Here is a 14873-nt window from a genome sequence, read left to right as displayed (position 1 = left end):
GAACATAAAAGTTGATGTTTCCGTTAGTACTTCGACAGGCTCAGTACGAACGGAAACTGTTTTAACAAAATTATGGAGTAGGTTCATATTGGTTTTACCGGGCGTACGGTCTCGACGACGCAATCGAGTTCGCCTTTGGCGAGGCGCGCCTGCACCCGGCTGCCGGTCTTGACTGTTGAAGCATCGCGGGCGATTTGACCTTGATCCGTAGTTACGATGGCATAACCGCGATCCAGTGTCGCCAGCGGACTCACGGCGGACAGCGCGCGACCAAGCTGGACAAGTTCGTGTCCCGCCGCGCGCAGCCGCTGCATGACAGCCTGCTGCAATCGCCCGCGCAAGGCGGTCTGATGCTGCGCATGCAGACGCAGCCGGGGCAGCGGACTTGCGGCGCGCAGGTGCGCGTTTAATTCGACGACCGCGGATCGCGCAAGATCGAATTGATGGCGCATGGTTTTGAGCAGGCGCTGATTGAAGTCATCCACCCGCTGTGAAAGCTCCATCAGCCGCCGCGCCGGATGGATCAGCCGCTTCGACAGCCAGGTCAGTTGCTCTCGCTCCCGTCGCAGGTGTGTTTTTATGAGGCTGCTCAAGCGACTGGCGATGGCGCCATAGTGTCGCACGAGTTGTTCGCCATCAGGACTGATGAGTTCAGCGGCGGCCGAGGGCGTGGGCGCGCGTATGTCGGCGACGAAATCGGCGATGGTGAAGTCGATCTCATGGCCGACGCCGGAAACGATGGGAATGGCGCAGTCGTAGATCGCGCGCGCCACGATTTCCTCGTTGAATGGCCACAAATCTTCCAGCGAACCGCCGCCGCGCGTGAGCAGCAGCACATCGCATTCTTTACGCCGGTCGGCGGCGCGGATTATGGCGGCGATCTGTGGCGCCGCATCCGCGCCCTGCACCGGCGCCGGATAAATGATCACCGGCAACAGCGGGTAGCGGCGGCGCAGGACGCTCAGCACATCGCGTATGGCGGCGCCGGTGGGGGAAGTGATAACGCCGAGACAGCGCGGAAAGGCTGGCAACGGCTGCTTGTACGCCTCGTCGAATAATCCCTCGGCGGCGAGTTTCTGCTTCAGGCGTTCGAATTGCAGCCGCAGCAGTCCTTCGCCTGCGGGCTCCATGTGTTCGACGATGAGCTGAAACTCGCCGCGCCCCTCGTACAGGCTGACGCGCGCCCGCACCAGCACCTGCGTCCCTTCCTCGGGCGTCCATTTGAGCAGGGCGTTCTTGGCGCGGAACATGGCGGCGCGCACCTGCGCCTGCGCATCCTTGAGCGTGAAGTACCAGTGGCCGGAACCGGGCCGCGCGAAGTTGGAAAGTTCGCCTTCGACCCATAGCACGGGAAAGCTGCCCTCCAGCAGGGCGCGCGCCTCGCGGTTCAGTCGCGAGACGGTATAGACCTCGCGTGCCGGCGGCACGGCGCTGATTCCCGAAGTACCCGAAGAGGGCTGGCTCATGCCGGGATCATACCCCGAACCGCCTGCGGATTGCCGGCCGACCAGCCTCGATTTAAGGCCGGACCCCTTCCTCGTTTATAATCCCTTTATTGGAACGGGAAGGTATGCTATGCGAGTCGCCGGCGAAGCCCTGACTTTTGACGATGTGCTCCTGTTGCCCGCCTATTCACAGGTGTTGCCGCGCGAAGTCAGTCTGCGCACGCAGCTGACGCGTGCCATTACCCTCAATATCCCGCTGATGTCGGCGGCGATGGACACCGTCACCGAGTCACGGCTGGCCATCGCGCTGGCCCAGGAGGGCGGCATGGGCATCATCCACAAGAATCTGAGCCCGGATGAGCAGGCCCGCAACGTGCGCCGCGTGAAGAAGTATGAAAGCGGCATCATCCAGAATCCAATCACGGTGCCGCCGGACACCAGCATCGGCGACGTGATCGCGTTGACGCGCGAGAAGCGCATCTCCGGCGTCCCGGTGGTGCAGAATGAGGAACTGGTCGGCATCGTCACCGGCCGCGATCTACGTTTCGAGACACACTACGACCAGCCGGTGTCCAGCATCATGACGCCCAAGAACAAGCTGGTGACGGTGAAGGAGGGCGCCGACCGAAAGCGGGTGGTGGCCTTGCTACACAAGCACCGTATTGAAAAGGTACTCGTGGTCGACAACAAATTCCGGTTGCGGGGGCTCATCACCGTCAAGGACATCCAGAAGGCCCGCGAATATCCCAACGCCTGCAAGGACGAGCAGGAACGGCTGCGCGTAGGTGCCGCGGTTGGCACCGGCAAGGGCACCCACGAGCGCGTCGAGGCGCTGGTGCAATCCGGCGTGGACGTGATAGTGGTCGACACTGCGCACGGCCATTCCAAGGGCGTGCTCGACACGGTGGGCTGGATCAAAAAGAATTTCCGCGACACGCAGGTGGTCGGCGGCAACATCGCCACCACCGAGGCGGCGCTGGCGCTGGTCAAGGCCGGCGCGGACGCCGTCAAGGTCGGCATCGGCCCCGGCTCCATCTGCACCACGCGCATCGTCACCGGCGTCGGTGTGCCGCAGATCACGGCGGTCGGCACCGTGGCCTCGGCGCTCAAAAAATCCGGCGTACCGGTGATCTCCGACGGCGGCATCCGCTATTCCGGCGACATGGCCAAGGCACTGGTCGCGGGCGCGCACGCCGTCATGATCGGCGGTCTGTTCGCCGGCACCGAGGAGGCTCCGGGAGAAGTGGAGCTGTATCAAGGCCGTTCCTACAAATCCTATCGCGGCATGGGTTCGCTTGGCGCGATGGGGCAGCAGCATGGTTCCGCCGACCGTTACTTCCAGGAGAGCGGTGAGATTGAGAAAATGGTGCCGGAAGGCATCGAGGGTCGCGTGCCGTACAAGGGGCCGTTGTCGGCCATCGTCCATCAGCTCATCGGTGGCATCCGCGCGGCCATGGGCTACACCGGCTGCGGGACCATGGAGGAATTCCGCACCAAGCCGGAGTTCATGCGCGTGACCTACGCCGGCATGCGCGAGTCGCACGTGCACGACGTGCAAATCACCAAGGAAGCACCCAACTACCGCATTGAATAATACCGGCCGTCATTTCCCGCCGTGTTTGGTGACAGTGTGTCCATGACCGACATCCACGCCGATCGCATTTTGATCCTCGACTTCGGGGCGCAATACACACAGTTGATTGCGCGGCGCGTGCGCGAAGCGGGCGTGTACTGCGAAATTCACGCCTACGACATGCCGGCGCGCGCCATCCGCGATTTCAAGCCGCGCGGCATCATCCTCTCCGGCGGGCCGGAGTCGGTGATCATCGCCAGGAAGGTCAAGGCGCCGGCCATCGTCTTTGAACTGGGCGTGCCGGTGCTCGGCATCTGCTACGGCATGCAGACCATGGCGGCGCAGCTGGGCGGCGAGGTCGAGGCGGGCGCCAAGCGCGAGTTCGGTTACGCGGAAGTACGGGCGCGCGGCCACTCCGCGATGCTCAAGGACATCGAGGATCGCACCAATGTCGAGGGTCACGGCCTGCTCGATGTGTGGATGAGCCACGGTGATCGCGTCATCGCGCTGCCGTCCGGCTTCAAGGTCATCGCTTCCACGGATACCTGCGCGATTGCCGGCATGGCCGACGAGACGCGGCGCTTTTACGGCGTGCAATTTCATCCCGAGGTCACGCATACGAAGCAGGGGCAGCGCATCCTTTCGCGTTTTGTGCACGAAATCTGCGGCTGTGGTTCCGGCTGGACGATGGCGAACATCATCGATGACAGCATTGCCCGCGTCCGTTCGCTGGTGGGCAGGGACAAGGTGCTGCTGGCGCTGTCCGGCGGTGTGGATTCGAGCGTCGTTGCCGCACTGCTGCACAAGGCCATCGGCGATCAACTCACCTGCGTGTTCGTGGACAACGGCCTGCTGCGCCTCGATGAAGGCGATCAAGTCATGACCACGTTTGCACAGCACATGGGCGTGCATGTCCGCCGTGTCAATGCCGGAGCGCGTTTTCTGAAGGCGCTCAGAGACGTCAGCGATCCGGAAAGGAAGCGCAAGATCATCGGACGGGAATTCATCACGGTGTTCGAGCAGGAAGCGAAGAAGCTCAAAGACGTGAAATGGCTGGCGCAGGGCACGATCTACCCGGACGTGATCGAATCGGCGGCGGCAAAGACCGGCAAGGCGCACGTGATCAAATCGCACCACAATGTCGGCGGCCTGCCCAGGCGCATGCATCTGAAGCTCGTCGAACCGCTGCGCGAGCTGTTCAAGGACGAGGTGCGCAGGCTCGGCGTGGAACTGGGACTGCCGCGCGAGATGGTGTACCGCCATCCTTTTCCCGGCCCCGGACTCGGCGTACGCATCGTCGGTGGGATCAAAAGGGAATATGCCGATACCCTGCGGAAGGCGGACGCGATTTTCATCCAGGAACTGCGCAACAGCGGCTGGTACGACAGGGTCAGTCAGGCCTTTGCCGTGTTCCTGCCGGTGAAGTCGGTGGGCGTGACCGGCGACGCCCGATCCTATGAGCATGTCATCGCGCTGCGCGCGGTGGCGACGGTGGACTTCATGACCGCGCATTGGGCGCATCTGCCGTACGATATGCTGGAAAGGCTGTCACGGCGCATCATCAACGAGGTCAAGGGCGTCTCGCGCGTCGTCTACGATATTTCCGGCAAGCCGCCCGCCACCATCGAATGGGAATGAGGGTGAAGTCGCTGAAACGGCGCTGGCAGCGTTGGGAACACGCTCGAAATGCTCATTTACCAACTTGTAAACTCCGCTTTCTCGCGCGTCCCCGCCTTGCCATCATCCGTTTGATCGACTTCACGGGCTAGATATGGTGATGGACAGCCAACACTGGATGAGGCACGCGCTGGAACTGGCGCAGCGGGCACAGGTGGCGGGCGAAGTGCCGGTCGGTGCGGTGATCGTGAAAGATGACAAGATCATCGGTGAGGGCTGGAACCAGCCCATCGCATCACAAGATCCGACAGCTCATGCCGAGATCGTGGCGCTGCGCGCGGCGGCACGGGCGCTCGGCAATTACCGGCTTAGCGGCGCCACTCTCTATGTTACTCTTGAGCCCTGCGTCATGTGCGCCGGCGCCATTTTGAACGCGCGTGTGCCACGGGTGGTTTTTGGCGCCTATGATCCCAAGGCCGGCGCGGCCGGCAGCATTGTAAACATCCTCGGCAGCGATCAGTTCACGCACCGGCCCGAGGTCATGGGCGGCCTGCTGGATCGGGAGTGCTCCGGGGTGTTGATGGCGTTTTTCTCGGTGCGACGCAAATGAAAAACGATCCCGCATCTGATGATTTGCAAGCCATCGCTTCGGCGCTGCTCGCGCGTAACGAGAAACTAGTCACCGCCGAATCCTGCACCGGGGGCTGGCTGGCCAAGGTGTGCACCGATCTGCCCGGCAGTTCGCAATGGTTCGAGCGCGGCTATGTGACGTATTCCAACGATGCCAAAATCGAATGTTTGGGCGTCCAACCGTCGACACTGCGTGCGCACGGCGCGGTCAGCGAGGCTTGCGTCCGTGAGATGGCGGAGGGCGCTCTGCGTGCCGGCCGCTCGCAATGGACGCTGGCGATCACGGGCATCGCGGGGCCGGATGGTGGCACGCAGGACAAGCCCGTGGGGACCATATGGCTGGCCTGCGCTACGCGCAACGCGGTCACGATCAGTCGGCGCATGAATTTCTCCGGTGGACGCGAGGCCATCCGCTTACAGTCCGTTCAGTCAGCCCTTGCCCTGCTGCGCGAACGGCTATCGCAGTGATCGTGGCAGCCCCCCGCCTTGCCCGCCAGTGAACGGTTGTTCTTCGCGCTATGGCCATCGGTGGCGGTGCGGAAGCAGATCGCGGGCTATCGCAACACACTGCCTGAACAGCGGGGGCGCAGACTGGCGGACGCGGACCTGCATTTGACGCTGGTGTTTCTGGGAAAAGTAGGCGCAGATCAGCGCGCGATGCTCACCATGAGGGCGGCGTCCCTGGATGTGAGGCCATTTACCCTGATGCTGGATCGTTGTGGCTGGTGGCCGCACAACGGTGTGCTGTGGCTGGCGCCGGCGATGATTCCGGAGGCGTTGCGCGGATTACAAAAGGAATTGACGGTGTATTCCGGTGAATGCGGCCTTGAAATTGATGCGCGCGATTATTCTCCACACCTGAGCTTGTATCGCGACGTTAAACGCGCGCCCGAAATCCTGCCGTTACCCGCCATCCGCTGGCCGGTGAAGGATTTTACCCTCGTACGCTCGGACACGCGCCCCGATGGCGCCCATTACACCGTGCTGCAACGCTGGCGTCTCGGCAATTAACGCCGCGCCGGGCGGAATACAAGAAATAAGGCGGTGGCGAGAAGTATCAGCGCAAAACAGATCAGCGACCATTCGGCGATGGACAACTTGAGAAATGTCCAGTCGACCTCCGCGCAATCGCCCGTGCCGCGGAATACGCGTTTGACGGTTTCGGCGATGGGCAGGGTCTTGACCCAGTATTCCAGCCCGGGCCCGCATTCCGGCACCTCGGACTTCGGCAGGTGCTGCAGCCATACCTGGCGGCCGGCGAATATTCCGCCGCCCAGCGCAGTGAGCGACGTCAGCGCACCATAGATGCGGGTGCCCGGTTGCGCCGGATTGTGAACGGCGGCGATGAGGGTGATCACACCGGCGCCGAAATAACACGCGCGCTGGAAGATGCAGAGCGGGCAGGGGTCAAGACCTTCGTGATATTGCAGGTAATAGCCAAATCCCAGCAACCCCGCGCAGGCGGCGAAAATAAATGCATTAAGCAGTCTCGGTTTTATCATTGATGTGCCTGAATCATTCTTCGTTGATGGGATAGGGTGGCATTGTAAACCGGCATGCAGGTCCGTCAGGCGTGTTCAGATGCAACTCCGCGCTTTGGGCCGATTCCATGTTGAGCACCGCAAGCAGCGCGATGCCGCCCTCTGGATGGGCTGCGACATCGACGACCCTGCCGACGTGCGCCTCCTGACCTCTGACCACGATTTTCCCGCCGCGTTCCGGGAGCCGGTCGGTTTGCGCACGGCCGGGATAGAGGCGTTGCTTCAGCCGGCCGCGATATTTGAGCCGCGCCACAATCTCCTGACCGGGATAACAGCCCTTGCTGAAACTGACCGCACCCAGCACATCGAGGTTCAGTGTCTGGGGTATGAATTCATCGCGAGTGGCGGCATAGACCTGCGGCTGGCCGGCTTCGATATCCAGCAAGGTCCATGAGTCGGCGCCGGCGGGCCGGGCGTCGGTCGCCAGTTTGTCCCAAATCATGCCCGCTTCTCCGGCCTCGCCGACAAAAATAAAACGCGGGACGGCGCCGGGCAGGCGCAGCAATGTGCCGTTGTAGGTGGTGTTGGCGGCGTTCAATTCCGTGGGGACCTGACCCACGACCATGCCCAAGCATTCCGCCGCCTTCGGGCCGGACAGGCCCAAGCGCACGTAGCGCGGACTGAGGTCTTCGATTTTTACCTTGGCGCGCAACACAAACATGCGCAGGCGTTTCATGGTCTCTTCAGCCAGGTCGGCAGGCAGCAACATGCGGTAGCTCGACGGCGTTCTGTACATCCGCAGCAGGGCGAGCACGCGTCCCTGCGCCGAGCACCAGGCGCTCAACTGCGTTTGGTGCGCCGTCAGGGCCGGCACGTCATTGGTGAGTTGTGAGGCCAGAAATTTTTCGGCGTCTTCGCCGCTGACCTCGACCAGTGCCAGATGCGAAAGGTCCACCATGCTATTCCGGCCAGACGCGGCGGATGCTTCAGCGGACGGGGCCGTGGATCGCAACAGCTTTTCCATCCATGCCGCCGGCGCATTCATGCGGAGGAGGAAATGAAGGATTGCATGCGTCCAATCAGCGCATCAAAGGCGAGATCGGCCGGTCGATCACGTCCCGTCAGCCAGTCCATCAAATCGGGGTCTTTCTGATCCAGCAGCCGCACAAATACGCCTCGTTCCCGTTCGTCGAGTTGTGCGTAGCCCCGCTCCAGAAAGCGCCCGAGCAGGACGTCGAGTTCCTTCATGCCGCGCCGGCAGCGCCAGCGCACGGATTTGTCATCAATCATGCGCCCTATTGTAAGGACAGCGCGCGGGGCTGTGAAATCGGCAACCGCCGGACTCCGGACCGGCGATCGCATCCGTGCGATCGCCGGTGGAGGAGGGGTCATGCTTCAACCGATGGCAACGGGGACGTAAATCTCCGCGTCATTGCGCCGGACCAGCAGGGCTACGTGGCCGCTCGCGTGTTCGACCAGTGAACGCAGCTCCTGCGGGTCCTTCACGCGCTTGTTGTTGACCGCCAGAATGACATCGCCCGGCTGGATGCCGGCCTTGGCGGCCGGTCCGCTCGCCTGTTCCACGAGCACGCCGCCCTTCTCATCGATCTGGTGTTGTTCATCCTGATTCAGCGAACGCACCGCCAGGCCGAGACGCCCGGTGCCTGAGTGCGCCTTGCCGCCGCCGGCGTCGGCGACTTCATCCGCGGGCGATTCACCAATCGTCGCACGTACGGTTTTCTCCCCGCCGTTGCGCAGGATGCGCAGCGTGGTCACGTCGCCGGGTTTGGAATCGGCGATGATGCGTGACAGATCGATGGAATCGTTAATCGTCTTGCCGTTCACGCCCAGAATGACGTCACCAGTCTGCAGGCCGGCTTTCGACGCCGGGCTGTCAGGCTCGACGCGGCTGATCAGCGCGCCCTCGGTTTTGCCCAGGCCGAAGGACTTGGCCAGGTCCTGGGTCATCGACTGCACGCTCACTCCGAGCAGGCCGTGCGCCACCTTGCCGTCGTGGCGCAGTTCGTCGCCAATCTTCATGGCCACGTCGATGGGTATCGCGAACGACAGGCCCATGTAACCGCCGCTACGGCTGTAGATCTGGGAATTGACGCCGACCACCTCGCCTTTCATGTTGAGCAGAGGTCCGCCGGAATTACCCGGATTCAGGGCCACGTCGGTTTGTATGAAGGGAACGTAGGCTTCATCCGGCAGCGCGCGACCCTTGGCGCTGACGACGCCCACCGTCACGGTGTTTTCCAGCCCGAAGGGCGTGCCGATGGCGGCGACCCACTCACCCACCTTCAGCGTGTCTGAATTTCCGGGATGCAGCACAGGCAGGTCGTGCGCGTCGATTTTAATGACCGCGATGTCGCTCTTTTTGTCAACGCCGACGACCTTGGCGGTGAACTCGCGCTTGTCAGTCAGTTTCACCTGTACTTCACTGGCGTCCGCCACCACATGCGCGTTGGTGAGGATGTAGCCGTCCGGCGAGATGATAAAGCCGGAACCGATGCCCTGCATGGTCTGGTCGCCTTCATCGCCGTTGGACGGCGGGCCGAAGCGCCGGAAGAAATAAAAGAACGGGGAATTTCGATCGATACCCGGCGGCAGATTGTCGAGACCGGCGTTATGCATGGTCTGGGTGACGCGGATGGCGACTACTGCGGGGCCGGTTCGTTCCACCAATGACGAGACATCGGGCAGTGCAATTGCCGGCGTGGCGCTGGCCACGGCGCTTTCGGCGTGTGCCTGCGCGATGACCGGGCCCTGCAGATATAAATAACCCGCCGCGACAGCAGGAACGATTGCCAGCGCAACGGCGACGCGAAAAAAGGTCTTGCGATTCATGATTGAACTCCTGAAGGAATAGAGATGCCGAATGACAGTATGGAGTTCTCATGCAAAAAATAGTTCCTGTGGCATCCATGCGTCCCGCGCACATCAATCATTAAATATTTTTAATATTTATCGTGCGCGAGAACTTTTCCGCGTTCTGTGAATTCGAATTTGGTAATCGTTCCGTCTCGCTCTGCGTTGTGCGGGCACGGCGCGATATCGGAGTCCGGCGGCTGCAGCGCCGCGGAGCATATTCTTCAAATCATTCGACAAGTCTGGAGGTAAATATGAACAAGCACATCACGACCGCATCAGCCCTCGCAATTGCCGCAATCCTTGCCTTGGGCAGCACCGCCGCCATGTCGGATACCGGCTACGGTGCGCCGAAAGGCGGCGTCCTCAAGCTCAACAAGGCACCGACGCATCAACAGACCGAGATGGTTTGCGAAAACCTGGCGAAGTCGAAAAATCTGGCCGGTTCAAATCGCACCAGCTATCTGGCTACTTGCGAGAAGGGCGGCTAATCTTTCCTCCCCGCCTGCCACGGCGGCCTCGCGCCGCCGTGGTTTTTTAACTAATTACATCCTTTTTATTATTCGGTGTGCGCCAGCGCTCCACCTCACGCAACGCATCGATCGGGCGTTCGGTGACAAAATTGACTGCCCCCGCGTAAACTCGTCCGTTGTCGCCATCCAATGAGATCAGGTCGCCCTCCCGAAGTGCATGTTCGCCGACCATGGCGCGACGGTTCTGGAGATCAAGCCGGAGATCATGGCAGCCGACCAGGCATACCTTGCCGAGCTGGCGCGCGACGACGGCGGCGTGCGAAGTCCTGCCTCCCATTGCAGTGAGTATGCCTCCGCAGACCACCACGCCGGCGATGTCGTTGGTGGAAATTTCTTCGCGCACCAGTATGGGGGATTGGTTGTTCTCAGCCAGTCTTTTTGCCGCCTCCACGTCGAACGCTATCGGGCCGACCGCAATGCCGACGCTGGCCGCCGTGGCCTGTGCCAGCGCGGATTGACCGTTGCCAAGTGCCAAGTGTGTTCGCGTAATTGACTCGATGTCGTAGCAGGAAAGGCGCTGCAACGCCGTGTCGGTGTCGATAAGGCCTTCACGCACCAGGCTTACGGCAATATGCAGCGCGGCCCAGGGCGTGCGCTGGCCGGAGCGTGTCTGCAGCAGGTAAAGGCGGCCTCGTTCGACAGTAAATTCAAAATCCTGCAAGTCCTTGAAGTGTCGCTCAAGGGTTTGTGCAACCCGCTGCAGTTCAGCAGCCACCATCGGCAGGGAGGTATCGAGATCTTCGCGGGCGTCAATCCAGCGGCGGCCGGAAACAACATCTTCACCCTGGGCGTTCAACAGAAAGTCGACGTAAAGCTGATTGTCACCGGTGGCGGGGTTGCGCGTGAAGGCCACACCGGAACCGGAAGTACTGCCGCTATTGCCGAATACCATCGTCTGTACCGTCACCGCCAGGCCCATGTGTTCGTCTATCCGATTCAGGCGGCGGTACTCGCGCGCCTTTTCACTGGTCCATGATCGAAACACCGCCTTGATGGCGGTTATCAGCTGCTCCTCGGGATCCTGCGGGAAATGGCGGCCGGTGAGCTCGTGGAACAGATCGAGGTAGTCCTGTGAGATGGCGCGTAACGCGGGCGCGTCGAGCTCGCGTTCCGAGCCGATTCCACCTTCGGCCAGATGTGCGGCAATGACCTTTTCGAAAGGTTGCGATGCGCAGTCATGGACGGCTTCGGCGTAACATTGGATGAGCCTGCGGTAGCAGTCCCACGCAAGCCGTGGATTTCCCGTGGTACGAATGAAAGCATGAATGGTAGCGTCGTTCAGTCCGACGTTCAGTATGGTCTGAAGCATCCCGGGCATGGATACCGGCGCGCCGGAGCGCACCGAGACCAGCAACGGCCGCCGGTTGCCGCCGAAGCTGCGATGGATGACCGACTCAATCTGCCGCAGCCCACTGGCGACGTCATGATGGAAACCCTCGGGCAGGCACGCTTCGAAATAGGCACGGCAGATTTTGGTCGTGATCACGAACGCCGGCGGCACGGACAGTCCGGCCTGCGCCATCTGCAGCAGGTTGTGGGCCTTCGAACCAAGTTCCCACGCCGTCAGGCGTGCCGTGGCGGCGGACGGAACGCTATGACCTATTGCGACCACGGTCGGCATCTCCTCGTGGATCGAGTCCGGCGCGTTCATAACGAAATTACCTCACCAAGGACATGATCGCGCAGTTGCAATGACGTCCTTGATATACAATCGACGGCATCTTCCAGGCGCGCGGCGATCTGCGAATAAAGCTGGGTCTGACCGCTGTCGGCGTGGCTGCGGAGCAGTCTGGTGGTGACCTCGCGCTCGATGTCATCAGTCTGGTGTTCGAGCGTGAGCGTTCGATCCACGGCCTCAAGGAAATCCTCCACGTCCTCGCGGGGTGCTCCGCGCTCGACATGCGCCGCGCACCCCAGGCACTTGATGAGTTCATGAGAGGCATCAACGACCAGCCCTGCGAGCCGCTGAAGGGCCGCCTGAATGTCGTTGGCTGGAACTATCTCCGGCATCAGGGTCAGCAGGAAAGCCGCCTCCTCCAAATTATCCGCGACGTCATCCTGTTCCTCGATGAGGTTGCGGTAACACGCTATATCGGGGGCTCGCGACACCATCTCGCGTGCGCGGTTGAGCAGTTCATCGGCGCGCGTCTCCCATTGTTTCGCGCGCGCCGACGTCCTGAGCAGCTGGTTGCGGTCCATGCCCGGGGCACGCTGCAGCCCGCTGCGCACCGCCTCCGCGATTTCCGCGACCAACGTTGCATGATCGCTGGCAACGACGAGTATGGTTTGCTCGGCGCTCTGAAAGTGGTTAAGCAGTTCGGCGGTGATCTCGTCGCGGATCCCGCGTATCGAGCGGCTTTTGCGCAGGCCTTCGGAGGCCGCGCGCAGCACAAACTTGAGGAAGTCCACAGCCGCCTCCTTGCCGAGCACTTCGTCCAGGCGCTGGCCATAACGGATCGGCGTGCGCGCGGCGCGTTCGATGGCCCCGTAAATCAGGTTCTCCCCGCCCGCCTGCAGGAAGCCACGGTGGCCGATGTCGTTGTCCGCCGCCCACTTGAGGATGCCGATGGCGTCCTTGGAACGGATGAACTGCCGCAGTCGCTTGCGGGCGCGGTTCCAATCGATGAGAAAAACGAGGCGCGAACCGAGAAAGGCAAGGTAGCGCTCGAGTTCAGCATGATCGCGGGCGACGTGGCGGCCGGTGCAGAGATAGAACTCTTCGCTTTCGACCAGCCCCGCAATCTGCCGTGAGCGGATGTCTTCCCATTGCACGTCAAACGACTCGAAGAGATCCTGGAAGAAGCGGGCGCGCCGCAGATGTATATCGCTGTAGGTCAGCGTCGTGGACAGATCGGTGACGTGTATGATCATAACATGCGCATCGGTGGTGCCGATGTCGTTCTGGATGACCAGTTTGGTGCCCGCTCGAGTGGCGGTCGTACCGAGGCCCGGATGATCGAACTTGAGTGACGCCGTGCTTTGCAGGCCGCTCATGAAAGACCTGACCAGCGACCTGTCGGCATCCCGCAGGCCGTAGACGGCCGCGCCGTCGATCGATTCCACCGCGATTTCAGTCTGAAGCCGGTTCAGTTCCTTGTGCAGATCCATGACCAACAGGTGCAGGCTGTCGCCCGTCCCGCGATGGGCGGCGGTGACGGCGCTCACATAACCGGCCGGGACCCGATCACCGCTCAAATCCGGCGCAGCGTGCGCGAGGCCCTCCAGACGCCGCTGAAACTCGCGTGCATTGGGCGCGGCGGCGGCCGCGGTCACCGGCTTCATCATCAGGCCGACCTCCGCAAGGATCTGTTCGTGGATGCGCGCGGCCAGCGGGATGTGATAGCCCTCTGCATCCCGCCGTTGGCTGCCGTCGATCACGGCGTCCAACGCGCTGTCTTCGACCCCGCTCGCCTCGCGCTCTGCATGCAGATTGGAGATTTCCTGGTCGGGATCGTTGGCATGCGCTTGCGCTGCCTGCAGCAGTGAAAAGAAGTACTTCACGCGATCATTGGCCGCCAGCGCGTCGTTCAGATAGGCCGGCAGCAACAGCGCGCCTTCGCCAAGCTCATCGACAATACGTGTCTTCGATAACATGACAGCGTTCTACTCCACCTGTAATCGGAAACGGCTGGATGGGACGGAGACCATGGTCTTTCCGGAGCATATCTGACACTTTTGACAATTGTGCCGTCGCTGACGATCAATCGCTCCACTTTTGCGTAAATAAAAATACCCAGGGAGCCGCCGGGATGACTTGATCGCCATCAATCCCAACTAAAAAACTTCGATCTCCTGTCGCGAATCCGCAACAAATGGTGACGGGCCAGGGTTAACTACTGTAGCGTTTCAATGAAGCGGGGAAAGGGTCGTCCCCATGACTCCCGCAGGCGGTGAGGACCGGGGCAATAACGAATAAATACGCCGGCTAGCCCTGGCGAGCGACCATCAGTTTCTTGATTTCGGCGATAGCCTTGGCCGGGTTCAGGCCCTTGGGGCAGGTCTTGGTGCAGTTCATGATGGTGTGGCAGCGATAGAGTCGGAACGGATCCTCGAGATTGTCCAGACGTTCGCCGGTGTTCTCGTCGCGTGAATCGATGATCCAGCGATAGGCCTGCAGCAGGATCGCCGGCCCGAGATAGCGGTCGCTATTCCACCAGTAGCTCGGGCAGGAGGTGGAGCAGCAGGCGCATAGGATGCACTCGTAGAGACCGTCGAGTTTGGCGCGATCCTCCTTCGATTGCAGGCGCTCCAGCTCAGGCGCCGGCGTGAGGGTTTGCAGCCAGGGCTTGATGGAAGCGTACTGGGCGTAAAAATTCGACATGTCCGGCACCAGGTCCTTGACCACCGGCATGTGCGGCAGCGGGTAAATCTTGATCGCGCCCTTGATGTCGCTGATGGCCTTGGTACAGGCCAGCGTGTTGGTGCCATCAATGTTCATGGCGCAGGATCCGCAGATGCCTTCGCGGCAGGAGCGGCGGAAGGTGAGCGTCGTATCGACTTCGTTCTTGATGTGGATGAGCGCATCCAGCACCATCGGTCCGCACTTGTCGAGATCGATCTCATAAACATCGACGCGCGGATTCGCTCCGGAGTCCGGGTCATAGCGGTAAACGCGCAGTTCGCGCGGGCGTTTGGCGCCGCCAGCCGCGCGCATGGTTTTGCCCGCGCCAATCTTTGAGTTCCCCGGTAGCGTGAATTGAGCCATGATTTCAGTCCTGTCAGC

At 61.6% G+C, this 14873-nt stretch carries 14 protein-coding genes; 6 read left to right on the top strand and 8 right to left on the bottom strand.

Features of this window, described 5'->3' with window-relative positions:
• Positions 1 to 83: 83 nt before the first annotated feature.
• Complete coding sequence (gene xseA / locus VMH34_03295; protein ID HTT07799.1) at positions 84 to 1466, bottom strand: exodeoxyribonuclease VII large subunit; 1383 nt, start codon at positions 1464 to 1466, stop codon at positions 84 to 86.
• 109 nt (positions 1467 to 1575) lie between these two features.
• Between xseA and guaB the strand changes: the two genes are divergently transcribed.
• The 5 genes from guaB (at position 1576) to thpR (ending at position 6276) form a co-directional block, all read left to right on the top strand.
• Positions 1576 to 3039: an IMP dehydrogenase gene (gene guaB, locus VMH34_03290; GenBank protein HTT07798.1), complete on the top strand. Its 1464-nt coding sequence runs from the start codon at positions 1576 to 1578 to the stop codon at positions 3037 to 3039.
• A gap of 42 nt (positions 3040 to 3081) precedes the next feature.
• Positions 3082 to 4656 (top strand): glutamine-hydrolyzing GMP synthase, encoded by a 1575-nt coding sequence (guaA, locus tag VMH34_03285; protein HTT07797.1) that lies wholly within the window; start codon positions 3082 to 3084, stop codon positions 4654 to 4656.
• A gap of 133 nt (positions 4657 to 4789) precedes the next feature.
• Positions 4790 to 5245: a tRNA adenosine(34) deaminase TadA gene (gene tadA, locus VMH34_03280; protein HTT07796.1), complete on the top strand. Its 456-nt coding sequence runs from the start codon at positions 4790 to 4792 to the stop codon at positions 5243 to 5245.
• Positions 5242 to 5733: a CinA family protein gene (locus VMH34_03275; GenBank protein ID HTT07795.1), complete on the top strand. Its 492-nt coding sequence runs from the start codon at positions 5242 to 5244 to the stop codon at positions 5731 to 5733. The genes tadA and VMH34_03275 overlap by 4 nt, the downstream gene beginning before the upstream one ends.
• An 18-nt stretch (positions 5734 to 5751) precedes the next feature.
• Positions 5752 to 6276, top strand: a complete 525-nt coding sequence (gene thpR, locus VMH34_03270; GenBank protein ID HTT07794.1) for an RNA 2',3'-cyclic phosphodiesterase — start codon at positions 5752 to 5754, stop codon at positions 6274 to 6276.
• Here thpR and VMH34_03265 read toward each other — a convergent pair.
• The 4 genes from VMH34_03265 to VMH34_03250 all read right to left on the bottom strand — a co-directional run bounded on the left by VMH34_03265 (position 6273) and on the right by VMH34_03250 (position 9596).
• Positions 6273 to 6767 (bottom strand): disulfide bond formation protein B, encoded by a 495-nt coding sequence (locus VMH34_03265; GenBank protein HTT07793.1) that lies wholly within the window; start codon positions 6765 to 6767, stop codon positions 6273 to 6275. The two genes, thpR and VMH34_03265, sit on opposite strands and share 4 nt — an antisense overlap.
• 13 nt (positions 6768 to 6780) lie before the next feature.
• Positions 6781 to 7770 carry a folate-binding protein gene (locus VMH34_03260; GenBank protein HTT07792.1) on the bottom strand — a complete coding sequence of 330 codons (990 nt, stop codon included), beginning with the start codon at positions 7768 to 7770 and terminating at the stop codon, positions 6781 to 6783.
• Between the two features lie 17 nt (positions 7771 to 7787).
• Entirely contained in the window at positions 7788 to 8036 is a 249-nt protein-coding gene (locus VMH34_03255; GenBank protein HTT07791.1) for a succinate dehydrogenase assembly factor 2, read from the bottom strand.
• Positions 8037 to 8141: 105 nt separating this feature from the next.
• Positions 8142 to 9596 (bottom strand): DegQ family serine endoprotease, encoded by a 1455-nt coding sequence (locus VMH34_03250; protein ID HTT07790.1) that lies wholly within the window; start codon positions 9594 to 9596, stop codon positions 8142 to 8144.
• Between the two features lie 275 nt (positions 9597 to 9871).
• Between VMH34_03250 and VMH34_03245 the strand changes: the two genes are divergently transcribed.
• On the top strand, positions 9872 to 10108 hold the full coding sequence (locus VMH34_03245) for a hypothetical protein (protein HTT07789.1): 237 nt from the start codon (positions 9872 to 9874) through the stop codon (positions 10106 to 10108).
• A gap of 46 nt (positions 10109 to 10154) precedes the next feature.
• Here the strand turns inward: VMH34_03245 and VMH34_03240 are convergent, their stop codons facing one another.
• The 3 genes from VMH34_03240 to VMH34_03230 all read right to left on the bottom strand — a co-directional run bounded on the left by VMH34_03240 (position 10155) and on the right by VMH34_03230 (position 14855).
• Positions 10155 to 11801, bottom strand: coding sequence for a PEP/pyruvate-binding domain-containing protein (locus VMH34_03240; GenBank protein ID HTT07788.1), 1647 nt, complete (start codon positions 11799 to 11801; stop codon positions 10155 to 10157).
• Positions 11798 to 13744: a DUF47 family protein gene (locus VMH34_03235; GenBank protein HTT07787.1), complete on the bottom strand. Its 1947-nt coding sequence runs from the start codon at positions 13742 to 13744 to the stop codon at positions 11798 to 11800. Before VMH34_03235 ends, VMH34_03240 begins: the two co-directional genes overlap by 4 nt.
• A 331-nt stretch (positions 13745 to 14075) precedes the next feature.
• On the bottom strand, positions 14076 to 14855 hold the full coding sequence (locus VMH34_03230) for a succinate dehydrogenase iron-sulfur subunit (GenBank protein HTT07786.1): 780 nt from the start codon (positions 14853 to 14855) through the stop codon (positions 14076 to 14078).
• Positions 14856 to 14873 lie beyond the last annotated feature (18 nt).

It is taken from the genome of Gammaproteobacteria bacterium (assembly GCA_035501935.1).
Lineage (GTDB): Bacteria > Pseudomonadota > Gammaproteobacteria > JAJPIJ01 > JAJPIJ01 > JAJPIJ01.
Note: the sequence above shows the minus strand (reverse complement) of the source record. Positions and strands in the feature narration are given on the sequence as shown.

What these genes read in the sequence shown, in the direction of transcription:
- VMH34_03250 (HTT07790.1), bottom strand. Translation starts at nt 9,596, where the DNA reads ATGAATCGCAAGACCTTTTTTCGCGTCGCCGTTGCGCTGGCAATCGTT.
- VMH34_03260 (HTT07792.1), bottom strand. Translation starts at nt 7,770, where the DNA reads ATGGAAAAGCTGTTGCGATCCACGGCCCCGTCCGCTGAAGCATCCGCC.
- VMH34_03255 (HTT07791.1), bottom strand. Translation starts at nt 8,036, where the DNA reads ATGATTGATGACAAATCCGTGCGCTGGCGCTGCCGGCGCGGCATGAAG.
- VMH34_03275 (HTT07795.1), top strand. Translation starts at nt 5,242, where the DNA reads ATGAAAAACGATCCCGCATCTGATGATTTGCAAGCCATCGCTTCGGCG.
- guaA (HTT07797.1), top strand. Translation starts at nt 3,082, where the DNA reads ATGACCGACATCCACGCCGATCGCATTTTGATCCTCGACTTCGGGGCG.
- VMH34_03265 (HTT07793.1), bottom strand. Translation starts at nt 6,767, where the DNA reads ATGATAAAACCGAGACTGCTTAATGCATTTATTTTCGCCGCCTGCGCG.
- VMH34_03240 (HTT07788.1), bottom strand. Translation starts at nt 11,801, where the DNA reads ATGAACGCGCCGGACTCGATCCACGAGGAGATGCCGACCGTGGTCGCA.
- VMH34_03230 (HTT07786.1), bottom strand. Translation starts at nt 14,855, where the DNA reads ATGGCTCAATTCACGCTACCGGGGAACTCAAAGATTGGCGCGGGCAAA.
- guaB (HTT07798.1), top strand. Translation starts at nt 1,576, where the DNA reads ATGCGAGTCGCCGGCGAAGCCCTGACTTTTGACGATGTGCTCCTGTTG.
- VMH34_03235 (HTT07787.1), bottom strand. Translation starts at nt 13,744, where the DNA reads ATGTTATCGAAGACACGTATTGTCGATGAGCTTGGCGAAGGCGCGCTG.
- xseA (HTT07799.1), bottom strand. Translation starts at nt 1,466, where the DNA reads ATGAGCCAGCCCTCTTCGGGTACTTCGGGAATCAGCGCCGTGCCGCCG.
- tadA (HTT07796.1), top strand. Translation starts at nt 4,790, where the DNA reads ATGGTGATGGACAGCCAACACTGGATGAGGCACGCGCTGGAACTGGCG.
- VMH34_03245 (HTT07789.1), top strand. Translation starts at nt 9,872, where the DNA reads ATGAACAAGCACATCACGACCGCATCAGCCCTCGCAATTGCCGCAATC.